Consider the following 23,184-nt stretch of genomic DNA (forward strand, 5'->3'; position numbering starts at 1 on the left):
CTAATCTGACTTCAATATTTTGAGCTCAGATTAGCTCTCTCCCGTCTTAATCGCCTCTAAGAACATCAATACAGAGTCCTTTTCATCACTCAGCATAAATAACCCTTTCACAATACAAATTAGCTCGTTAAGTTAGACAAACTTCATCGGCAGAAATGATTCACTCACAGTCAAACAATCTTTATCTGATACATTTGGCAGTAGAGTTCATCGATACACTGCCACAGCAGATGGATATTAAAGGGTGTGATTTACTCTAATTGAAACTGCATTCAAGTCAGCCATATATGCTCAAGAGTGCCATAACGGTTGTTCTCTCTCGCGTACACCAAAATCTTAGGTCAGGATTAGAGTAAAAAATCAAATCTCAAATATTGATCACTTTTGTATATAAATTTCGAGTTTCATCTATAAATCAGCCAATTAATCATTTTCAATGAAATTTTAGGATCAATTTGAGATGCTTTTTCACTCACAACCTGAGATCAAGCGCACATAATTACCTCTTTTTTGAAAAAACTGTTTTCCATTTAAAGATAAATAGAGTAATATTCTCTGCGTAGGGTACAGAGGTTAAGATGTTCTATCTTTCAGACCTTTATTTCACTTATAGTGATGAGCCAAATTCTGGCGCCTCAGCAACTTGTTTGCTGAGGCTTTTTTTTGCTCTTTTTTCAGACTTTAAGTAAATTTTAGAGTATTTACTTTAATAAGGAATGAATTGGCTGTATGCTAGTTTCATTGAGAACCATTGAAGCTAATTTGATGGTGCTTGAGTCTTGTTGAATTTAGCTTCTCCCCAAAAGAGCTAATATTTTTGGCCGATGATAATATCATCGGCTATTTTTTTGCCTGAGATTAACGAATAACCGATGGGAATGAGACTGAACAAAAGAGAAAAAATTGCAGTAAAAACAAAGAGGAGGTATACACAGTCAAATTCTACCATGTACACCAAAACAGGCGATATTATTCAGCGTTATTCGCTGCATCTAACTCATCAGTCAACCACTGTGGATGACACCATTCATTAAGAATTGCCAACACTTTAGGCTTACCGGTTCCTTTAAGTGATGAGAAGGGTTCAACTTGCACCCAGTCGCCAAACTCACTTAGTGCGAGACGCACTTCATTTACGGTTTTCATCTTAGCACTTTGGGCTAATTTGTCTGATTTCGTTAGCAAAGCTAATACAGGAATTTCACTAGCAACTGCCCATTCAATCATCTGCATATCGAGATCTTTTAATGGATGACGAATATCCATCAAGACAACCACGCCACTTAAACAAGCGCGTTTTTGCAAATATTCACCCAATGCTTGCTGCCATTTATTTTTCAACGCAAGTGGGACTTGCGCAAAGCCATAACCAGGCAAGTCAACTAAACGACGCTGAGCATCTAACTCAAATACGTTAATTAGTTGAGTACGGCCCGGTGTTTTACTGGTTCTTGCTAAACTTTTTTGCTCAGTTAATGCATTGAGTGCACTAGACTTTCCAGCATTAGAGCGGCCAGCAAATGCAATCTCAACTCCAACATCGCCGGGCAGATATTGATCCAAATGTGCAATGTCAGGTGCACTGATTAAAAACTTTGCCCTACGAAAATCTATACGAGATTCAGTCACTATTTACTCCGAAATTTTTCTACGCAATACCATAATTTATGAAGAATTACTTACTTTCCCACGTTTTCGTGTAAAATATTACTCCGATCACATTAATCATATTTTACCACGCTTGCGGGTCACCCTAGTAAGCTCAGGATAATAATTTAACCAGAAGTTGGAACGCCATGAAAAAGCTAGCTCTTGCGCTGTCTGTTGTAATTGCCGCCATATCTTCACCTGCGATTGCTGAAGGTAATGCTGAAGCGGGAAAAACGAAAATCATTGTCTGTTCGGCCTGTCACGGTATGGACGGTAACAGTATGATCGATATGTACCCCAAAATTGCGGGCCAACACGCCACTTACCTCCAAAAGCAACTACATGATTTCCGTAGCGCAGCACAAACTGGCGGTAAAGATGGTCGTATGGATCCTATCATGAGTGGCATGGCAATGCCTCTAAGCGATCAGGATATTCTCGACATTAGCGCATATTTTTCTAGCCAAGCAATCCAAGTGGCTGAAGCAAAAGATGTTCCTGAGTTAGGTGCTAAACTTTACAAGGGTGGTGATGTTTCTCGTGGCATTACCGCTTGTATGGCATGTCATGGCCCAGATGGTAAAGGCGCTGAGCTTGCAGGTTTTCCAACGTTGGCAGGCCAACACGCCAACTATATCAAGATCCAGCTGACAAAATTCCGTGAAGCGGGCCGCCATAATGACTTAAATGGCATGATGCAAGATGTGGCTAAAAAACTAAATGATAGCGATATCGACGCGCTATCAAAGTATCTTTCTAGCCTGAAGTAATCTTCGCGAGTGAAAAGAAGGGTGTATTGTCACCCTTTTTTTACACCCCAAAGTTGACGTGGACGTAAACTGCAAAGATTCGTGCTTGACATAGATCACAGATTTCGGTTTAATAAGCCCCGTACCGAGATAAACCCATCTGTTTGTACAAAAAGATTAATAATAACTTACAGGTTTCGGTATAATTAACATTCAAGATATAAGAATAAAGATACTCAATAACAATAATATACTTAAGACCACTCTCTAATAATAACAAGAGTCGTGATTTCCACTTGAAATCCAGGTCAGCACAATTTTGTAAGGGATGGCCGATAACGCCAATTTGCTTCTAGCAAAACACCTTACACTAAGGGTAACTTGCCCCATCAGGACATAGTTTACATGATGTAAACTGTAGCAAAGGAAGCGATAAGCTTAGGATGCACTGGCTGGATGCTTGTTATCACAGGAAGGTACTTAAGTAACATGGATGGTTAACTCGACGTCAATGATGACGATGCTTTAAAAGATGTGTCGCGAGACCATCTACGGAAACTGTAGTCAGGATGGCGACAGAAAAAAATAAAGTGTCTGGAAGACCATTAACAAAAATAATGCAGGGAAAGCAGTAAAAAAAAGAAGGATACCGACCGGGAAAGTCGCATAGCAAGTATGGATACTTGGAATCAGGATAAGGTGCTAAAGCACCCTTTGTAAGGCGGCAGTTTAACTGCCGCCTTTTTTCTTTTGTAACACCCCATTAGTGTCTAAAATGTGCACTCAACCAATATAATTGGTACAATCAAAGCCTTAATAACCACTTCAGCAGACTCAATGCCCAGATGCCCTCTTTGTCATAACAGTCAGACACGACTCCTTCATCAAGATAAAAAGCGGAGTTTTTATGTTTGCAAGACATGTGAGTTAACCTTTGCGGATGCGAATAGCCATTTACCCCCAGCGGCAGAGAAGCAAAGATACGGTCGTTCACGCATAGCGTCGAAGCAAAAACAGTTATCGCAATTTATTTTGCCGCTGTTAGCGCAATTAGAGCAGCAACAAGCGGGCAGTTTATTAGGATTGAATTTTGGCCGCATACTCGATGATGAGAGCCTGACGACCATAGAAAATGCGGGCCACAAGTTAAATCAATATGATCCCTTTTTTGCCCCTAATCATGACGTGTTAAAGCTAGAGTATGATTTTATCTGCTGTTATCGGGTGTTTGAGCATTTTCAAAACCCTATAAAAGAGTGGACTTTGCTCTCTCGGCTACTGCATTCTGGTGGTTGGTTAGCGATAAGCACACCATTACTGACTGAATTAGATGGTTTTGCTAAGTGGCATTATAAGAACAACCTCACCCATGTGAGCTTTTATCAGCGACAAACCTTCGAGTACCTCGCAAACAATAGCGATTTTGAACTATTATTTGCCGCAAAGGACCTCGTTTTGATGCAAAAAACATCATAATCTGGTATAACACTCGGCCTAATTTCGCACCTTGTAGACAAGCTCACCCTTAGTCTGCAAGGCCATACGTTGTAAATAATTGAGAAGACCATGTCTCGTAGCAAGAAAACACGCAAGGGCGGCGAGAACAGCCCTAAGTTACAGCCAAGAGTGAAGAAGCAAGATCGCGCTGTAGCGACTGGCAAACGTAAAGATTCTGGCAATAAATCAGGTAGTCGTCATAACGAAAGCTTAATTTTAGCGCAAGCGCCGCAACAGCAGGCCGCTAAGAAAAAAGACCCGCGTCATGGCAGTAAAAAGCCTGTGGCTTTAGCAATTCCTGCGGCAGTGGTAACAGATAAAGCCGCTCAGCCAAAAGTAAAACAAGCTAAGCTGACTGACGAGCAAAAACTGCTGAAACTGGAAGAAGATCCAAGACTAAATCAGCTGTTAGATATGCTTGAAGAAGGCCGCGACCTCAACGAGGTTGACCAAAAGTGGTTAGATCAACAGCTAAATAAGATTGAAGCTCTGATGATTAAACTGGGCATTAGCGACGATATGGATGATGACACACCTTCATCACCTGCTAAGTCTTTGTCTGACGATGAGTTGTTCGACAAGTTCGAATCAGGCGCTGACTTACTAAAAGATTATCAAGACAAGTTCTAACCTCTCAGTGCTAAGGCATAGGGAACTCAGTTTTTAGCTGTGGCTCCTTATGCCATTCATATAAGGAGTCTTTGTGTCTACGACTATCATTATTCTCGGTTTTATCATCATAGTAGCGCTTAGTAGCTACGCCACCTTCTTAATCCTAAAACTCAAGCAGCAAAAAAAGCGTCAGCAGGCCGAACAAGCCGAGCATGAAGTCACGGCGAATGCAAAACGTGCCCAAGTTTTAGATGATATCCGCTATATCGCCACTGCCATGATTGAAGACCGCTGTGAGATCTCTGAAGGCGTGGTTAGGATTGGGCGATTATTTGAAATCCTGTCATTAAGTGAGCGTGTGGCTCCCGATTACCCTTCATTATTCAAACACTTTGAGCTAATTAAAGATCATCCCATCATGGATGCTCGCCAAGCCTTGCCTAAGCAAGAAAGGATGAAGTTAGACTTGATCAGAATGAAGTCCGAAGCGGCATTAGAGCAAGGCATTAGTGATGATGCGAAAAAGCTGGCGGATTACCAAGCCAAAGCGATGCATTAAACCCGCTCATTGTTATACCTCAAGACCACTTATATTGTGGTTTTGAGGTCATCTCGATAAAACCCGTACTAATCTTACCCTCCTTACTCCCGTGAGCCTGCGCACAAAACCGCCAAATATCGACAGACAAGCGTACTTTTTTGATAGATATTGCGTAACTTCTAAAATGACAGACGTCATTTTTACAACCTAGATCAAGGTTATTTACTTAAGAACCTTGCATACTTCGCTTGTTGCTAATTTACCCACGGAGGACACGCCTTGAAGCAGCCCACTCAGATTAGCTGGGATCAGTCGATGATCGAAAAATATAACTACAGCGGTCCCCGTTATACCTCTTACCCAACGGCATTAGAGTTCGATGATACATTCACCGAACAAAGCCTGCTGACGGCCATTGAAAATAGCAAAAGCGATAAACTGTCGCTGTATATTCATATCCCGTTCTGCGCCAAGCTTTGTTATTACTGCGGCTGTAATAAAGTCATCACCCGCCACCAACACAAAGCCGATCAGTACATTGAATATTTAAGCCAAGAAATTATTAAACGCGCGCCCCTGTTCAAACATTACAGTGTGACCCAAATGCATTGGGGCGGCGGTACACCCACTTTCTTAAATCCAGAGCAAATACTAAAGCTGACGTCATTGATTAAAGCCAACTTTAATTTTGCGGATGAAGGCGAGTACTCGATTGAAGTCGATCCTCGCGAGATAGAGCTGTCAATGCTCGACACGTTGAAAGAAGCGGGCTTTAACCGGATCTCCATCGGTGTACAAGATTTCAATAAAGAAGTGCAAATTGCCGTTAATCGCGAACAAGATGAGCAATTTATCTTCGACTTAATGGCTAAAGCGAAAGCCATGGGTTTTGTGTCAACCAACATAGATTTAATCTATGGTTTGCCACACCAAACGCCAGAAACCTTTGCCGTCACTATGCAGCGCGTTTTAGATTTATCGCCTGACCGTCTGTCGGTATTTAACTATGCTCACTTACCTGCGCGCTTTGCCGCTCAACGTAAGATCAAAGACGAGCATTTACCTTCGCCAAAACAAAAACTCGAAATGCTGCACCAAACTATCGAGACCTTAACTGGCGCTGGTTACCAATATATCGGCATGGACCACTTTGCTAAACCCGATGACGAGTTAGCCAAGTTGCAGCGCGAAGGCAGACTGCACCGCAACTTCCAAGGTTATACCACCCAAGAAGAATGCGATTTGTTAGGTCTTGGCGTGTCGTCTATCAGTCAGATTGGCGACTGCTATGCGCAAAACCAGAAAGATATCCGCCCTTACTATGAGGCCATAGATAAGGAAGGCCATGCTTTGTGGAAAGGTTGCAGCCTAAACCGTGACGATGAAATCCGCCGCGTCGTGATTAAACAGCTGATTTGCCACTTCGAACTGGATATGGCGAAAATTGATGAGAAACTGGGGATTAACTTCGAAACCTATTTCGCGGAAGATCTTAAGTTAATGCAGACATTTATCGATGACAAATTAGTTGAAATCGTCGACAGACAGATCACTATCAGCCCTACTGGCCGTTTATTGATCCGCAATATCTGTATGTGCTTCGATCTTTACTATCGTCAAAAAGCGCGTCAGCAACAGTTCTCACGCGTGATCTAAAACGCTTATTGCTGCACTCGAAAACGCTCATAAAAAATCCGACTCTAGAGTCGGATTTTTATTTATAGCTATTTTTATTAACGACTCAGAATCAACTTATACCTTAGCGGCATACAGTGCTTTGCGCTCACTGTCGGATAAAAACGCCATTTCAACGCCGTTACGTTGCACCTGCGCTAACTCAGCATCGGTTAACTTGAGTTCAGATTTGGCGATACGATACTCATGATTAATATCGATAGCGCTCACACCGGGATCATCGGTATTTAGGCTTATCAACACGCCTGCATCCATAAAGGTTCTGAATGGATGCTCAGCGTAAGAAGCCACAGTAGAAGTATGCAAGTTACTGGTTGGGCAAGATTCGATGCCAATACGGTGCTTAGCAAGATATTCCATCAGCTTAGGATCGTGAATCGCATTCACCCCATGACCAATTCGAGTTGCGCCAAGTTCTTGAATCGCTTGCCACATACTTTGTGAACCCGCAGCTTCACCGGCGTGAGCCGTAATCGCGAGGCCAGCATCACGAACACGTTTAAAGTGATCGTTAAATAACTCGCCAGGGAAGCCTAATTCATCACCGGCTAAGTCCATAGCCACGAGATGTTGTTTATGGGCGAGTAAGCCTTCAAGTTCTTGAGTACAAGCAGCTTGACCAAATGAACGTGACATAATGCCAATCAAATTGATCTTCACGTTATAGTCTTTTAAGCCCGCTTTAACGCCGTCAACTACCGCCTCAACTACGCCTTCAATCGGTAACTTATGGTTCATCGCCATATAGTAAGGACTAAAACGTAACTCAGCGTAATCTAAGCCAGATAACGCCGCATCGGCAACGTTTTCATAGGCGACGCGTTTAACCGCATCCAAATCTGCGAGTACAGCAACCATCCAATCGAGCTTCTTTAAGAAGGCGACTAAGCTAGTTTCTTTCCCCTGAATTTGCACAAAAGGTGCGAGTGTCTCTAAAGAATCGGCAGGTAGCGCAATGCCGTGTTGGTGTCCTAGTTCCCAAATGGTATTTACCCGCACATTACCGTCTAGGTGACGATGCAGATCCACCAATGGAATGGATGTATCAATCATATTTAACCCCTATTTGAACTACCCAGCCAATGCTTTTGTTATTTGGTCGCGGGCGGACACTAAGTTTAACACGCATTTTCGGGGGCATTTATGCGCCAAACGCATTTAAATTCACATTCAGTCACAATTCTGCTTAATATCCATACAAGGAACGGCCGCATTCATCAGGCATAATGACTTCAATAACAACGAAAATATCAGAGATCTAACATGCATAAACTCTTAACCCCCAGTTTATTGATATGCGCATTAGGCGCCTGCAGTGCCACTCAAACCACAAAAAATATTCAAACTCCATCGTCACAGGCAATATCAGCAGCACAATCGCAAGTTGAGCCAATCGCCCCAGCGCTGCAAGCGATTATCGACCAAAGCTGGCAATTACAACTCAGTGCGAGTCCTGAAATGGCTTACAGCATGGGCGATGCCAGTGCAGCAGGAAAATTAGCGGATCTCTCGCCAGCCGCGCTTGCTAAGCTTAATCAAGGTCAAATCGCAGTACTAGCGCAGCTCAAAGCACTCGACCGCAGCAGCTTGAGTAAAGAAGATAAGATTAACGCTCAAATACTGGAAGATCAGATCCAAAACGATGTCGACCTATATCGTTTCAAGGATTATTACCAGCCCATTACGGCGGAAAGCGGCTTCCACGCTTATATCACGTCAATCGCACAGGAAAGATTCAACACCCTTGAGGATTACCGCAACTATATTGCCAAACTCAATGCACTCCCGACCTATTTCGCACAGCAAACCCACTGGCTAAAACAAGGATTAGCCGAGGGAATAACGCCGCCAAAAGTGACACTCAATGGCTTTGAAGACAGTATCAGTGCTTATATCGTCCCTGTTGAAAAGAGCAGTTATTTCAAACCTTTTACTCAATATCCCAACTATTTCACTGAGGCACAAAAAACTCAGCTGACCCAAGAAGGCCGCGCTTTAGTTGAGCAAAAAGTTCTACCTCTGTACCAAAACTTTTATGATTTCATGACTAAAGAGTACATTCCCAATGCACGGGAAAATATCGCGGCCAGTAGCTTTCCTAACGGCGCAGAATTTTATGAGAATAGGGTACGTTACTATACGACCTTGAATATGACGTCGACGCAAGTGCATGAACTGGGCTTAAAAGAAGTACAACGTATCCGCCAAGAAATGGAGCAAATCATCAAGTCCGTTGGCTTTAAAGGCAGCTTTGCCGACTTCTTACATTTCCTGCGGACCGATCCCCAGTTCTACACCACAAGTGCCGATCAGTTACTCAAAGAAGCGGCATTTATTGCCAAAAAAGCCGATGCCATGCTGCCTAAGTACTTCGGCAAACTTCCCCGTAAACCCTATGGTATAGCGCCAGTGCCCACCGAAATTGCGCCGAAATACACCACAGGACGATATTCAGGATCAAACAGCGATGACGAACCCGGTTACTACTGGGTCAACACTTATGCATTGGATAAGCGCCCACTCTACGAGCTAGAAGCCTTAACCTTGCACGAAGCCGTACCCGGTCATCATCTGCAAATTTCGCTCAACTCTGAGCTAACCTCACTCCCAGATTTCCGTCGTTATGGCTATATCTCTGCCTTTGGTGAAGGATGGGGGCTATATTGCGAATATTTAGGTTTAGAAGCTGGTTTCTACCAAGATCCATACAGTAACTTTGGTCGCTTAACCTATGAAATGTGGCGCGCGGCGCGTTTAGTCGTAGATACTGGCATGCACGCCCAAGGATGGAGTCGTCAACAAGCCATCGACTTTATGGCCAGCAATACCGCACTATCACTGCACAATGTCACTACCGAAATTGACCGCTATATTTCGTGGCCAGGACAAGCCTTGTCCTACAAAATTGGTGAGTTAACAATCAAACGATTACGTGCCAAGGCAGAACAGGAACTCGGCGACAAATTTGATATTCGTGCCTTCCACGATGCTGTGCTCGAAAATGGCTCTGTACCTATGTCGATCCTCGAACAGCAAATCAATGATTTTATTGAAGCGAAAAAGGCGACACGCTAAGTTAATGAAATTCATGGGAGTCGGTATTTTCAGACTCCCATGGTTGTCTGTTACACTCTAACAAACCATTCAAGCCAAATGATTTGCGACTGAGTATGAGCCAAGCCAAAGCGACATTTTCGACTGAACACGATTTAAATACCTCAGAGCAGCAAGCCTTCTGGCAAAGCGTTGTTCAAGACACGCTAGCCTCTGCCGACGGCGTCACGCTGGCCTATATGATGGTCAAACATCCCCAAGCGCATACCGCAATCGTTCTCAGCAGTGGCCGAGTCGAGTCCTATTTAAAGTATCAAGAATTGGTCTTCGACTTATACCAACAAGGTTACTCTGTTTATGCCATAGATCACCGTGGCCAAGGGCTATCGGATCGTATGACAATCAATCCACACATGGGCCATGTGCGAAGATTCAATGATTATATTGATGATTTTGCACTATTTATGCAGAAGATAGTGTTACCACAAAACGACAAACAACTCATGCTACTTGGCCATTCAATGGGTGGCGCGATTGGCACTTTGTATCTCAAACAGCATCCCGATATTTTTACCGCCGCGGCATTTTCAGCGCCCATGTATGGCATTAAATTACCTATGCCAAAAGCGTTCGTACGCTGGTTAGCCAGTAAACTCGATACCACACTCAATGGTGGCGAGCCTAATTATGTACTTGCAGGACAAAACTATAAACCTGTTCCATTCAAAGGGAATGAGCTAACTCACAGCCAAACCCGATACCAAGCCTACCGAGAATTGTATGATGCTGCCCCTAAGTTACAACTCGGTTCACCCACGAACCGTTGGTTGACTGAATCTCTAGATGCGGCAGATACTTGCGTACTGGCAACGGCACAAATTCGCACTCCGATACTGATACTGCAAGCGAGTGAAGATAAGATTGTTGATAATGCGGCCCAGAATCTCGCCGTGAGTACCCATTGCCAATTGAAAGTAATCGCTGGGGCTGCCCATGAGATTTTTATGGAAAAAGACGCCTGCCGAAACCAAGCCTTAAACTATGCTCTCGACTTCTTTAAACGCTACGCAATAAAGGACGAGGACAAACAAGCTGGATAAAGTCCGCTTGGTTTAAGGCTCGACTGAATAAATAGCCTTGATAGCCATCACAGCCAAGTTCAACAAAAGCTTGATATTGTTGGGATGATTCGACACCTTTGGCGACAACGCTCAAATTGAATTGCCGCGCAGAGGTAATAAGTACATTCACTTTTGTTGGCATTGTGGTTAATGAATCAATACAACTCATATCCAATTTAACCGCAACTAATGGCTGATTAGCTAAGCAGCTCAAGGCACTCAAGCCCGAACCGAAATGATCGAGGATGATACCTACACCTACTTCAACTAACTTAGAGACACGCTCATCCACAAACTGTGGTTGCATTAAAAATGCGGCCTCATTGAGCTCAATACCCAGTTGATTAGCACCAATACCATGCTCCTTAACCAACCCAACGAATGTATCAACAAAATCTGCCTGACCAAATGAGAATGCACTGATATTGAGAGTCAAAGGAGGCAAACTCCTTCCTTGAGCCCGCGATTTCTGAATAAACAGACACACCCGCTTAGCCACCCAAAGATCAAGCTCAGCAATAATTCCCCCTTGTTCTGCTAACGCCACAAATTCAGCTGGCGGAATAAACTCTCCATCAGCACGATACCAACGCGTGAGCACTTCTGCCGAGACAAGTTCACTGGTCGCATTGATCACAGGCTGGAACATTAACGTTAAGCTATCTTGTTGTAATGCGGTTTGTAATTCCTGTTGCAACAGCTCATCACGGCTCTGGCGAAAGTCCATTTCAGCATGGTAAAAAGCGCACCCAGCTTGACCTGCTTGCTTAGCGCTTAACGTTGCTAACTCGGCACGACGCATCACTAAAGCAGGCTCTAAGGTTTCTATACTATCGAGTAAACAGATCCCCACACACGCGCTAAGCTCAAAGTGATGATGACCGTAATGGAATGGTCGAGCAATCACTTGCCTTAACTCACTCGCAAGGGCTAAAGCACGACGAGCAGCGGCTGACGCATCTGCCGCTAAATCTTTAGCAAGCAAAACGAAATTACCAGACTCTAATCGACCGACCGTTATATTTTCAGTGAAATAACTCGATAAACGGGCCGCGATTTGCGTTAACAAGCGCTCTAATTCATGGGAATTTAAAGTGGCGACCAATCCTAAGCGATCCACCTCAACGAGCAGCAATGCTCCCCATTGCCCCGAACTATTACCTTGGGTTAAAAATTGCGATAAACGCACCATAAAGACATCGGGCAACATCTTGCGACCGACAACAGATTGATCCACAAGCTCAGTAATTGCAGCATGGTTCTTCGCGCTTTCTGACACATCCATATGAATGCCTATCATGCGAGTCGGGCGCCCTTGGGGATCCCAATCAACTAACATACCGCGGTCTAACACCCACACATAATGGCCATCTCTATGCCGTAAGCGGTGAACACTTTCAAATTCTTTACTCTTTCCGCTAACGTATTCCTGCAAAGCATCTAACACAATCTGCTTATCATCGGGATGTAGCCGCGTCTCCCAGGTCTGGAATACTCCAGCCAATTCATCAGGCGCATAACCAATCATCTCTTTCCAGCGATCAGAAAGAAAAACCTCCCCCGTACTGATGTCCCAATCCCAAATACCGTTACGCGAACCTTCCACAGCAAATAACCAACGCAATTCACTGTCATTCAGCTGTTTAACTGCCCGACTTAAACGCTCATGTGCTTGCTGCAAACTGGCTTGCAAAGATAAAACTTCAGATGAACTCCAAGGTATCGATGTCGAAAAGGAAGAGGTGCCTACCTGCTTAGCTGCCTCGCTCAACATTTGGAATGGGCGGATCAACAGGAAATATAAAATAAAGGTAAAGCCAATCAGCAATAATCCGCCAAGACCCCAAACCCGCATAAAACGTTGCTGCAACTTAGCAGAAGCTTCGGCAACTAAAGGGGCTAAATCGGCTTCAAGATAAACCAAATCAACAGCCCCACCATACTGGGGAAGAACGGGATAATATGCTTGAATAGTTAAACGGTCGAGATTAACGAGGATCTGCGGAAGAAAAGCTTGAACCACAGAGCGGTGAAGGTCTACATCATAACCATCGATGACTTGAGTCGCATTGCTATCACGCCACACAGTATGATTAGCAAAACGAATACGGCTTTCAGCATCAACCAAGATATACACCATAGTGCCCATATCCAGTGCAGCTAAGGATACTTCCTGCTCAATCCGCTCCACATCCTGTAAAGCTTGCGCCGATTGAACCACATTCTGCATGCGGAACAACTGTTGCTTTATCAAAGCCGACTGTCGCTGCGCAAGTTCAGCCCTAACTTGGTCACTTTCGAACAGGTACTCGCCTATGACCAACACTAAATATAGGGTCAGCATACAAAGAGGAAGCAGTACCGCGAGCGAAAGCTTACGAAGCATAGGCAACAGATGGCCGTTAACAAAAAAATTAATATTTTTGTATGCTAACGGGAAACGAACCACTAAGCAAAAGGACTTATCAAACTAAGCGAGATCTTCATGTAAATAATCAACTTAGAGTATAAAAGTCTGAAATAAAGGAAGGAAAAAACGTAAAGAACTAGCAGAAGAACCAAAACTAAAATGAATAGAACAATGCTAGATAGCATTGGTCTTAAATGATAATTTAACAAATTGCGAATGCAAAAAAGCCAGCTTATTCAGCTGGCTTCGTTACATCTCAATGAGATAATTAAGCGCTTGGCGATGACCTACTCTCACATGGGGAGACCCCACACTACCATCGGCGCGTTTGCGTTTCACTTCTGAGTTCGGGATGGGATCAGGTGGTTCCACAAGGCTATTGTCACCAAGCAAATTCTGTTTATTACCGTGTCCATCTCTGGCTCACGTTAATAATAATTCGGAAAGCTGATTTTCTTTGTTTGAGTTCAAACTTTATCAAGTATCTGTATTCTGTCTAAGGCTTCTTTGTAAAACCCATCTGGGTTGTATGGTTAAGCCTCTCGAGTCATTAGTACATGTTAGCTCAACGCCTCACAACGCTTACACACCATGCCTATCAACGTCCTAGTCTCGAACGGCTCTTTAGAGGAATTAAATTCCTAGGGATGACTCATCTTAGGGCTCGCTTCCCGCTTAGATGCTTTCAGCGGTTATCGATTCCGAACGTAGCTACCGGGCAATGCCATTGGCATGACAACCCGAACACCAGCGGTTCGTCCACTCCGGTCCTCTCGTACTAGGAGCAGCTCCCTTCAATCATCCAACGCCCACGGCAGATAGGGACCGAACTGTCTCACGACGTTCTGAACCCAGCTCGCGTACCACTTTAAATGGCGAACAGCCATACCCTTGGGACCGACTTCAGCCCCAGGATGTGATGAGCCGACATCGAGGTGCCAAACACCGCCGTCGATATGAACTCTTGGGCGGTATCAGCCTGTTATCCCCGGAGTACCTTTTATCCGTTGAGCGATGGCCCTTCCATTCAGAACCACCGGATCACTATGACCTACTTTCGTACCTGCTCGACGTGTATGTCTCGCAGTTAAGCTGGCTTATGCCATTGCACTAACCGTACGATGTCCGACCGTACTTAGCCAACCTTCGTGCTCCTCCGTTACTCTTTGGGAGGAGACCGCCCCAGTCAAACTACCCACCAGGCACTGTCCCTAATCCCGATAAGGGACCTAGGTTAGAACATCAAAACTACAAGGGTGGTATTTCAAGGACGACTCCATCATGACTAGCGTCACAACTTCAAAGTCTCCCACCTATCCTACACATGTAGGTTCAATGTTCAGTGCCAAGCTATAGTAAAGGTTCACGGGGTCTTTCCGTCTAGCCGCGGGTATACGGCATCTTCACCGCAATTTCAACTTCACTGAGTCTCGGCTGGAGACAGCGTGGCCATCATTACGCCATTCGTGCAGGTCGGAACTTACCCGACAAGGAATTTCGCTACCTTAGGACCGTTATAGTTACGGCCGCCGTTTACCGGGGCTTCGATCATGAGCTTCTCTTGCGATAACCCAATCAATTAACCTTCCGGCACCGGGCAGGCGTCACACCGTATACTTCCTCTTGCGAGTTTGCACAGTGCTGTGTTTTTGATAAACAGTTGCAGCCACCTGGTATCTGCGACTCCCGTCAGCTTAGAGAGCAAGTCTCATCACCAACAGGAGCGTACCTTCTCCCGAAGTTACGGTACCATTTTGCCTAGTTCCTTCAGCCGAGTTCTCTCAAGCGCCTTGGTATTCTCTACCCGACCACCTGTGTCGGTTTGGGGTACGATTCCCACTAACCTGAAGCTTAGAAGATTTTCCTGGAAGCATGGCATCAACTACTTCAGTCCCTTAGGACCTCGTCATCAGCTCTCAGTGTGTACATTAAAGTACGTGTCCCCGGATTTGCCTAAGAACACCACCTACCACCTTAAACGCGGACTACCAACGCCGCGCTAGCCTAGCCTTCTCCGTCTCTCCATCGCAGTTAGCGGAAGTACAGAAATATTAATCTGTTTCCCATCGATTACGCCTTTCGGCCTCACCTTAGGGGTCGACTCACCCTGCCCCGATTAACGTTGGACAGGAACCCTTGGTCTTTCGGCGAGGGGGTTTTTCACCCCCTTTATCGTTACTCATGTCAGCATTCGCACTTCTGATACCTCCAGCGTGGGTTACCCCTTCACCTTCAACGGCTTACAGAACGCTCCTCTACCGCGCACAGTAAACTGTGCACCCGTAGCTTCGGTGACTAGCTTAGCCCCGTTACATCTTCCGCGCAGGCCGACTCGACTAGTGAGCTATTACGCTTTCTTTAAATGATGGCTGCTTCTAAGCCAACATCCTAGCTGTCTAAGCCTTCCCACATCGTTTCCCACTTAGCTAGTACTTTGGGACCTTAGCTGACGGTCTGGGTTGTTTCCCTTTTGACGACGGACGTTAGCACCCGCCGTCTGTCTCCCGAGTAGTACTCATTGGTATTCGGAGTTTGCAAAGGGTTGGTAAGTCGGGATGACCCCCTAGCCTTAACAGTGCTCTACCCCCAATGGTATTCGCTCGAGGCGCTACCTAAATAGCTTTCGAGGAGAACCAGATATCTCCCGGTTTGATTGGCCTTTCACCCCCAGCCACAAGTCATCCGCTAATTTTTCAACATTAGTCGGTTCGGTCCTCCAGTTGATGTTACTCAACCTTCAACCTGCCCATGGCTAGATCACCGGGTTTCGGGTCTACACCTTGCAACTAAACGCGCAGTTAACACTCGGTTTCCCTACGGCTCCGCTATTCGCTTAACCTCGCTACAAAATGTAAGTCGCTGACCCATTATACAAAAGGTACGCAGTCACGGTCTCAAGAACCGCTCCCACTGCTTGTACGTATACGGTTTCAGGTTCTATTTCACTCCCCTCACAGGGGTTCTTTTCGCCTTTCCCTCACGGTACTGGTTCACTATCGGTCAGTCAGGAGTATTTAGCCTTGGAGGATGGTCCCCCCATATTCAAACAGGATGTCACGTGTCCCGCCTTACTCGTTTTCATCAATGGTTAGTTTTCATGTACGGGGCTATCACCCTGTGCCGCTGCGCTTTCCAACGCATTCCACTAACACCCCACTGACTTAAGGGCTAATCCCCGTTCGCTCGCCGCTACTAGGGGAATCTCGGTTGATTTCTTTTCCTAAGGGTACTTAGATGTTTCAGTTCCCCTCGTTCGCCTCGCAACACTATGTATTCATGTTGCGATAACAGCTTATGCTGCTGGGTTCCCCCATTCGGACATCGTTAGCTCAAATGCTTGTTACTAGCTCGCCAACGCTTTTCGCAAGTTACTACGTCCTTCATCGCCTCTGACTGCCAAGGCATCCACCGTATACGCTTAGTCGCTTAACCATACAACCCAAATGAGTTTCACTCACCTGAGTCGCATTGCGACCAGCTTGGTTTTACTTGTCTCACTTCTGACCAAAGAAGTGGACGCGCCTTAGACGTAAACTATTCAGCAAAGAATAATTTACTATTGAATATTCAAGACACTTAATAAAGTGTTTGAGAACTCATGTTCAATGCTTTCGCATTAAACGTTTTGTAATTAATCACATGACAGACTCATGTAATTAAATACTATCAGCTTTCCAAATTGTTAAAGAACAACATCTACCTGCAAGAGGGATGTTTCGCTCTGACTTCTCCTGAGAGAAGCTAAACAAGCAATCTGTGTGAACACTCAACAAACATTAAGTTAGTCGTATAGGTAAGGAGGTGATCCAGCCCCAGGTTCCCCTAGGGCTACCTTGTTACGACTTCACCCCAGTCATGAACCACAAAGTGGTGAGCGCCCCCCCGAAGGTTAAGCTACCCACTTCTTTTGCAGCCCACTCCCATGGTGTGACGGGCGGTGTGTACAAGGCCCGGGAACGTATTCACCGTGGCATTCTGATCCACGATTACTAGCGATTCCGACTTCATGGAGTCGAGTTGCAGACTCCAATCCGGACTACGACGAGCTTTGTGAGATTAGCTCCACCTCGCGGCTTTGCAACCCTCTGTACTCGCCATTGTAGCACGTGTGTAGCCCTACTCGTAAGGGCCATGATGACTTGACGTCGTCCCCACCTTCCTCCGGTTTATCACCGGCAGTCTCCCTAGAGTTCCCACCATTACGTGCTGGCAAATAAGGATAGGGGTTGCGCTCGTTGCGGGACTTAACCCAACATTTCACAACACGAGCTGACGACAGCCATGCAGCACCTGTCTCACGGTTCCCGAAGGCACTAAGCTATCTCTAGCGAATTCCGTGGATGTCAAGAGTAGGTAAGGTTCTTCGCGTTGCATCGAATTAAACCACATGCTCCACCGCTTGTGCGGGCCCCCGTCAATTCATTTGAGTTTTAACCTTGCGGCCGTACTCCCCAGGCGGTCTACTTAATGCGTTAGCTTGAGAGCCCAGTGTTCAAGACACCAAACTCCGAGTAGACATCGTTTACGGCGTGGACTACCAGGGTATCTAATCCTGTTTGCTCCCCACGCTTTCGTGCATGAGCGTCAGTCTTTGTCCAGGGGGCCGCCTTCGCCACCGGTATTCCTCCAGATCTCTACGCATTTCACCGCTACACCTGGAATTCTACCCCCCTCTACAAGACTCTAGTTCGCCAGTTCGAAATGCTATTCCTAGGTTGAGCCCAGGGCTTTCACATCTCGCTTAACAAACCGCCTGCGCACGCTTTACGCCCAGTAATTCCGATTAACGCTCGGACCCTCCGTATTACCGCGGCTGCTGGCACGGAGTTAGCCGGTCCTTCTTCTGTAGGTAACGTCACAGATATAACGTATTAAGTTACACCCTTTCCTCCCTACTGAAAGTGCTTTACAACCCGAAGGCCTTCTTCACACACGCGGCATGGCTGCATCAGGGTTTCCCCCATTGTGCAATATTCCCCACTGCTGCCTCCCGTAGGAGTCTGGGCCGTGTCTCAGTCCCAGTGTGGCTGATCATCCTCTCAGAACAGCTAGGGATCGTCGCCTTGGTGAGCCATTACCTCACCAACTAGCTAATCCCACCTAGGTTCATCCAATCGCGGAAGGCCCGAAGGTCCCCTCCTTTCCCCCGTAGGGCGTATGCGGTATTAGCAGTCGTTTCCAACTGTTATCCCCCTCGACTGGGCAGATCCCTAGGCATTACTCACCCGTCCGCCGCTCGCCACCTCAGAAGTAAACTCCCTTGTGCTGCCGCTCGACTTGCATGTGTTAGGCCTGCCGCCAGCGTTCAATCTGAGCCATGATCAAACTCTTCAATTAAAGTTTTGTTGCTTCCGTCTTGCGACTTCAGCGGCTCAATGAATTCTGATTTTTTGTTTCTAACTAAAGAAACAAACTGTACATATTACTATGAACACTCATTGTTACATTGATTTAAATTTTTGACTGCCAACCCGAAGGCTAAGCAGTTTCGATTAACTCAACACCTGTGAGTGTCCACACAGATTTCTTGTTTTATCTTGTTAAAGAGCGTTGACCACATACCGTTGCCGGCGGGTCGTGCTGATGCTTCATCAGCTCAGGGTGGTGCATTTTACGCATTTCCCGTTTCGCGTCAAGGAGTATTTTTCAACTTCTTGCTGCGCTTGAATTAAGTGCTTAAAAGCTACTCAATTCAACCTAACTCGTCAGCTTGCTTTCGCTGTCTGCCGTGTCAGTGGATGCGCATTATAGGGAGCAGGAGATTTTGTGCAAGGGCTTTTTGTAGGAAAATAACGATTAATGGTTTAGACGTTTACTTATCAAACGATACGTATAAAAAAGGGGCTAAAAAGCCCCTTTATCTCGATTAAGTCTGGCAATCTATATGAGTCACGCTCAGCTAGATCATCATAAATACTGTTATCTATGGACTAAAGAAGCGAGATTCTTGCTCAACTTCGACTTCTTCACCGTCGATATGAGTTTTCACTTTTATCTCGATATTAGTAACTGAACGAGACAGCTCAACCGGATCGATACCCACACTAATAGGGAGAGTTAACACTTCACCACCCGCAATAGTGACCGAAGTTGGACCGTACCATTTATAGTTGTCTAATCCTTCGACACTCATAGTGTATTCGTGGGATTGCTCTGTCTTATTAAGAATCTTCAAGGTGAAGGTGTTTTCAATCAAACCTTGATTGTTCTCTCTATAGAGCTGGTTGCGGTCACGAATGATGTCCATACGCACAGGCGCTATGGTCGCACTGGAGTATATAAAGACTAATATCATCGCTATCAGTACCACGCCATAACCGACAAGTTTAGGTCGCAGCACTTTTTGCTTAATTCCTTCTAACTTGTTCTCGGTGGTATAACTGATAAGTCCTTTTTCATATCCCATACGATCCATGGTTTGATCGCAGGCATCGATACAAGCGCCGCAGTTAATACACTCATATTGCAGACCATTACGAATATCGATTCCCGTAGGACATACCTGCACACACAAGTCACAGTCGATACAGTCGCCAAGCCCTAGCTCTTTAGGGTCATCTTTGCGTGAGCGCGGACCACGGGTCTCACCACGTTTAGTATCGTAACCCACGATAAAAGTATTCTTATCGAACATAGCCGCTTGGAAACGAGCATAAGGGCACATGTGGATACACATGATTTCACGCATCCAACCCGCATTGCCGTATGTGGCAAGTGTAAAAAACACGACCCAGAAGTAGATACCGCCAGAAGCATTAAGTGTAAATACGTCGACATAGACTTCACGACTTGGCACAAAATAGGACACAAAGGTCATCGCCGTCATCAGTGAGAGCAATAGCCAGGCCGTATGTTTTGCCGTTTTACGCCAGAGTTTGTCAAAGCTCCATGGCATTTGATCTAACTTAATGCGTTTATTGCGTGCGCCTTCAAGTTTTTCCTCGAACCAGATGAACATAAAGGTCCATACTGTTTGGGGGCAAGTGTATCCACACCAAACACGGCCAAGATAGGTGGTCACAAAAAACAGAGCGAAGGCAGCGATCATAAACAACGCTGCAAGCAAGGTGAGATCCTGCGGCCAAATCGTTAAACCGAAGACGTGAAACTTTTGTTCGCCCAAGTTAAACCATACGGCTTGACGGTCGCCCCAAGGGATCCAAGGTAAAAGCAGGAAAAATAACATGGCGATCCAGCCCATGCGGCGACGTACGCTACTCCACAAACCGTCTATGGCTCGGACATAAATCCGATTACGAGGATTAAAGCGATCGGCTTTACTCGCATCTGGCTGGTGAATCTTAATTCGATTGGTTTTCGAATAGTCCTTGTTGTTAGATTCTGAGTTCATCGTTACAGCCTTTTACTGCTTTAATATTGGACGAAAACTAGCTTATTATACCCATATTCTTAATGGTTATTCACTTATGTTGGACTAAAAGATGAAAGGTTGGATCATATTGGCGCTACTCGCGGGTGCTTTATATTACTTATACACAGAAACAGATAAATTAGATGTTCCTATTGCAAAGACTGAGGCGATGATCAAAGAAATAGAGAATAAAGTTGACTCTATGACAGGAACAAAAATTATTAAAATCGACCATAAACTGACTAAGGTAAGAACCGACATCATAGAACGTTTATCCACATTAGAACTCGAAGCCTTCAATCAAATTCCAATGACACCCGAGTCTATTGCCGACTTTAAGGCTAACTATTGCGGTACTATGGCACCTCAACATCCAGTGTTTAGCAAAGATAATCAGCTTTATCTATGTGATCACCTTTAATCATTACAGACTCATAGGCAAACGGGATTTTGCTATATAGCGCTAAGGTTTAGACTTAGGTGATTGACCTTATATATGATTCCGCCTAGCCTTTGAGGCATTACAGCATAAAGGCCTATGAATCATGACCCAACAAGTATCAGACATTTTTAATCCCACCCTATGGGATGAAGTCAGTGGATTTCATTTCGACGATATTACTTACCACAGAGCCAAAGCGCACGGCACAGTACGCATTGCCATTAATCGCCCAGAGTGCCGTAACGCCTTCCGACCTAAAACCGTTGATGAATTATTTATCGCACTCGACCATGCACGCCAATGGTCTGATGTGGGTTGCGTACTGCTTACGGGTAACGGTCCTTCGGCAAAAGATGGTGGCTGGGCGTTCTGTTCGGGTGGCGATCAACGTATTCGCGGCAAAGATGGCTATAAATATGAAGGCGCCGAAGAAGGTAAGGCCGATCAAGCCAGAATGGGCCGCTTACATATATTAGAAGTACAACGCCTTATCCGCTTTATGCCTAAAGTGGTCATCGCCGTTGTGCCGGGCTGGGCGGTGGGTGGCGGCCATAGTTTACACGTAGTGTGCGACTTAACCTTAGCCTCGAAAGAACACGCAATATTTAAACAAACCGATCCCGATGTTGCAAGCTTCGACTCAGGTTATGGCAGTGCTTATCTCGCCAAAATGATAGGTCAAAAACGTGCCCGCGAAATCTTCTTCTGCGGATTTAACTACAGTGCTGATGAAGCCTTCGACATGGGTATGGTTAATAAATCCGTTCCCCATGCAGAGCTAGAAACCGAAGCATTAATGTGGGCGAAAGAGATTAACTCTAAATCACCTACGGCTATGCGTATGCTTAAATACGGCTTCAACATGACTGATGATGGTATGGTCGGTCAGCAATTATTTGCCGGTGAAGCGACGCGTTTAGCCTATGCGAGCGCCGAAGCACAGGAAGGACGCGATGCCTTCCTCGAAAAACGCGATCAAGATTTTTCAGCCTTCCCTTGGCACTACTAATTTTAGAATCGTATTAATTTACGTTTAAATGCTCAAAGCCCTCCATCGTGAGGGCTTTATGTTTTTTACAACGGATAAATAGATAAAACCGTTTAAACTAATCTGAAAACACGGCTTTTAATTTTAATGAGAATTGTTATCATCTAAATATTCCCGCTGGGAGCCTATTTAGAGGACAAGATCATGACTAAGACACTCACTTTTGCTGTACTACATTTTAGCGTCGCTTTTACCGTAACCTATTTATTAACTGGCAGTGTGGTCGTCGGTGGCGCAGTAGCCTTAGTAGAACCCGCGATTAACACTGTAGTGTTTTACTTCCATGACAAAGTGTGGAAACGCATTGAGGCAAAAAAGCAGCACGAACTAGATGCCATTCCAGCATAGAAAGCTAAGCCACCAGCATTTGCTATTGCTATAAGTTAATCGTCATTTTGTCGTGAATCTAAATGAAAAAACCGCCAATAAAGGCGGTTGTGGGAGAGGAATAAAGTTTCATACTGATTATTCATATAAAGCCCAGTTTGTAGTAACAAGTTCAACAAATTTTAAAAAAATAGAATCATACTTCAGCACGCACCTCTACAGATAAAGTGTCAAATACCAGTATTAAAGTATCATACTAAAAATCTATAACTTACATATAAGCTGCTGGTAAGCCATGATGGTTAGATAATCCAGTCTTATATCCAAGTCATTGGGCTCAACTTTTCTTACTTCACTATGCCACTACAATCATTACATCATCACTAGACCCATGGCCTTTTCAGAAAGGCCTATCCTATAGATTGGGATTATAATGGAAGCGATTCCTCCGACTAATCGAAGGGATAACAAATAATTAATAAAATAGCGGGATGAAGCCATTGTTCAAAATTATCAACTCTTTACAACCTAACTAGTTACTATTGAAACTTCGTCATAAAAAGTCCGTTAGAAATAGAAAAACTAAGCAATCTGCCATCATCCTTAATATGATACTTTATTTCTTCCATAGTCAGTTTTCATTGAGAACAGATGTAGCTTATCTGA

14 protein-coding genes and 3 rRNA genes are annotated in these 23,184 nt (G+C 45.0%); 10 read left to right on the top strand and 7 right to left on the bottom strand.

The window, feature by feature from the left end; genetic code table 11:
- Window positions 1–969: 969 nt before the first annotated feature.
- Entirely contained in the window at window positions 970–1,629 is a 660-nt protein-coding gene (gene yihA / locus CKQ84_RS07480) for a ribosome biogenesis GTP-binding protein YihA/YsxC (protein ID WP_006079362.1), read from the bottom strand.
- 167 nt (window positions 1,630–1,796) lie between these two features.
- On the opposite strand from yihA, the gene CKQ84_RS07485 reads away from it, so the two are divergent.
- From CKQ84_RS07485 to hemN, 5 genes are all read left to right on the top strand, one after another.
- Window positions 1,797–2,420 carry a cytochrome c gene (locus CKQ84_RS07485; RefSeq protein ID WP_105250761.1) on the top strand — a complete coding sequence of 208 codons (624 nt, stop codon included), beginning with the start codon at window positions 1,797–1,799 and terminating at the stop codon, window positions 2,418–2,420.
- 816 nt (window positions 2,421–3,236) lie between these two features.
- Window positions 3,237–3,875 (top strand): class I SAM-dependent methyltransferase, encoded by a 639-nt coding sequence (locus CKQ84_RS07495; protein ID WP_105250762.1) that lies wholly within the window; start codon window positions 3,237–3,239, stop codon window positions 3,873–3,875.
- A 90-nt stretch (window positions 3,876–3,965) separates the two neighbouring features.
- Window positions 3,966–4,526: a Der GTPase-activating protein YihI gene (gene yihI / locus CKQ84_RS07500; RefSeq protein WP_105250763.1), complete on the top strand. Its 561-nt coding sequence runs from the start codon at window positions 3,966–3,968 to the stop codon at window positions 4,524–4,526.
- A 73-nt stretch (window positions 4,527–4,599) separates the two neighbouring features.
- Window positions 4,600–5,067 carry a DUF2489 domain-containing protein gene (locus CKQ84_RS07505; RefSeq protein ID WP_105250764.1) on the top strand — a complete coding sequence of 156 codons (468 nt, stop codon included), beginning with the start codon at window positions 4,600–4,602 and terminating at the stop codon, window positions 5,065–5,067.
- A gap of 297 nt (window positions 5,068–5,364) precedes the next feature.
- A complete protein-coding gene (hemN, locus tag CKQ84_RS07510) occupies window positions 5,365–6,705 on the top strand; it encodes an oxygen-independent coproporphyrinogen III oxidase (RefSeq protein WP_216822578.1) in 1,341 nt (446 codons plus the stop codon).
- 96 nt (window positions 6,706–6,801) lie between these two features.
- On the opposite strand, the gene add is transcribed toward hemN, so the two are convergent.
- The gene (gene add, locus CKQ84_RS07515) at window positions 6,802–7,797 is read right to left on the bottom strand and encodes an adenosine deaminase (RefSeq protein ID WP_105250766.1); all 996 of its coding nucleotides are present in this window, start codon (window positions 7,795–7,797) and stop codon (window positions 6,802–6,804) included.
- Between the two features lie 210 nt (window positions 7,798–8,007).
- On the opposite strand from add, the gene CKQ84_RS07520 reads away from it, so the two are divergent.
- Together CKQ84_RS07520 and CKQ84_RS07525 are read left to right on the top strand one after the other, a co-directional pair.
- On the top strand, window positions 8,008–9,819 hold the full coding sequence (locus tag CKQ84_RS07520; protein ID WP_105250767.1) for a DUF885 family protein: 1,812 nt from the start codon (window positions 8,008–8,010) through the stop codon (window positions 9,817–9,819).
- A 95-nt stretch (window positions 9,820–9,914) separates the two neighbouring features.
- Window positions 9,915–10,898: an alpha/beta fold hydrolase gene (locus CKQ84_RS07525; RefSeq protein ID WP_105250768.1), complete on the top strand. Its 984-nt coding sequence runs from the start codon at window positions 9,915–9,917 to the stop codon at window positions 10,896–10,898.
- Here the strand turns inward: CKQ84_RS07525 and CKQ84_RS07530 are convergent.
- From CKQ84_RS07530 to ccoG, 5 genes are all read right to left on the bottom strand, one after another.
- Entirely contained in the window at window positions 10,855–13,305 is a 2,451-nt protein-coding gene (locus CKQ84_RS07530; protein ID WP_105253025.1) for a GGDEF domain-containing phosphodiesterase, read from the bottom strand. The genes CKQ84_RS07525 and CKQ84_RS07530 overlap by 44 nt on opposite strands.
- 298 nt (window positions 13,306–13,603) lie before the next feature.
- Window positions 13,604–13,719: ribosomal RNA gene (gene rrf, locus CKQ84_RS07535) — 5S ribosomal RNA — on the bottom strand.
- A 139-nt stretch (window positions 13,720–13,858) separates the two neighbouring features.
- Window positions 13,859–16,761, bottom strand: a 23S ribosomal RNA gene (locus tag CKQ84_RS07540).
- Window positions 16,762–17,123: 362 nt separating this feature from the next.
- Window positions 17,124–18,666 (bottom strand): 16S ribosomal RNA (locus CKQ84_RS07545).
- The 16S, 23S and 5S rRNA genes sit together here, the layout of an rRNA operon.
- Window positions 18,667–19,252: 586 nt before the next feature.
- Complete coding sequence (gene ccoG, locus CKQ84_RS07550; protein WP_105250769.1) at window positions 19,253–20,680, bottom strand: cytochrome c oxidase accessory protein CcoG; 1,428 nt, start codon at window positions 20,678–20,680, stop codon at window positions 19,253–19,255.
- 91 nt (window positions 20,681–20,771) lie between these two features.
- On the opposite strand from ccoG, the gene CKQ84_RS07555 reads away from it, so the two are divergent.
- The 3 genes from CKQ84_RS07555 to CKQ84_RS07565 all read left to right on the top strand — a co-directional run bounded on the left by CKQ84_RS07555 (window position 20,772) and on the right by CKQ84_RS07565 (window position 22,539).
- The gene (locus CKQ84_RS07555) at window positions 20,772–21,122 is read left to right on the top strand and encodes a hypothetical protein (RefSeq protein ID WP_105250770.1); all 351 of its coding nucleotides are present in this window, start codon (window positions 20,772–20,774) and stop codon (window positions 21,120–21,122) included.
- Window positions 21,123–21,246: 124 nt separating this feature from the next.
- Window positions 21,247–22,152: a 1,4-dihydroxy-2-naphthoyl-CoA synthase gene (locus tag CKQ84_RS07560; RefSeq protein ID WP_105250771.1), complete on the top strand. Its 906-nt coding sequence runs from the start codon at window positions 21,247–21,249 to the stop codon at window positions 22,150–22,152.
- A 183-nt stretch (window positions 22,153–22,335) separates the two neighbouring features.
- Window positions 22,336–22,539 (top strand): DUF2061 domain-containing protein, encoded by a 204-nt coding sequence (locus CKQ84_RS07565; RefSeq protein ID WP_105250772.1) that lies wholly within the window; start codon window positions 22,336–22,338, stop codon window positions 22,537–22,539.
- Window positions 22,540–23,184: the final 645 nt, after the last annotated feature.

Origin of the sequence: Shewanella sp. WE21 (assembly GCF_002966515.1) — a bacterium.
GTDB lineage: Bacteria > Pseudomonadota > Gammaproteobacteria > Enterobacterales > Shewanellaceae > Shewanella > Shewanella oncorhynchi.

Coding starts and splice junctions, on each gene's coding strand:
- hemN (WP_216822578.1), top strand. CDS start 5,365: ATGATCGAAAAATATAACTACAGCGGTCCCCGTTATACCTCTTACCCA.
- CKQ84_RS07555 (WP_105250770.1), top strand. CDS start 20,772: ATGAAAGGTTGGATCATATTGGCGCTACTCGCGGGTGCTTTATATTAC.
- add (WP_105250766.1), bottom strand. CDS start 7,797: ATGATTGATACATCCATTCCATTGGTGGATCTGCATCGTCACCTAGAC.
- CKQ84_RS07530 (WP_105253025.1), bottom strand. CDS start 13,305: ATGCTTCGTAAGCTTTCGCTCGCGGTACTGCTTCCTCTTTGTATGCTG.
- yihI (WP_105250763.1), top strand. CDS start 3,966: ATGTCTCGTAGCAAGAAAACACGCAAGGGCGGCGAGAACAGCCCTAAG.
- ccoG (WP_105250769.1), bottom strand. CDS start 20,680: ATGAACTCAGAATCTAACAACAAGGACTATTCGAAAACCAATCGAATT.
- CKQ84_RS07495 (WP_105250762.1), top strand. CDS start 3,237: ATGCCCAGATGCCCTCTTTGTCATAACAGTCAGACACGACTCCTTCAT.
- CKQ84_RS07565 (WP_105250772.1), top strand. CDS start 22,336: ATGACTAAGACACTCACTTTTGCTGTACTACATTTTAGCGTCGCTTTT.
- CKQ84_RS07525 (WP_105250768.1), top strand. CDS start 9,915: ATGAGCCAAGCCAAAGCGACATTTTCGACTGAACACGATTTAAATACC.
- CKQ84_RS07520 (WP_105250767.1), top strand. CDS start 8,008: ATGCATAAACTCTTAACCCCCAGTTTATTGATATGCGCATTAGGCGCC.
- CKQ84_RS07560 (WP_105250771.1), top strand. CDS start 21,247: ATGACCCAACAAGTATCAGACATTTTTAATCCCACCCTATGGGATGAA.
- CKQ84_RS07485 (WP_105250761.1), top strand. CDS start 1,797: ATGAAAAAGCTAGCTCTTGCGCTGTCTGTTGTAATTGCCGCCATATCT.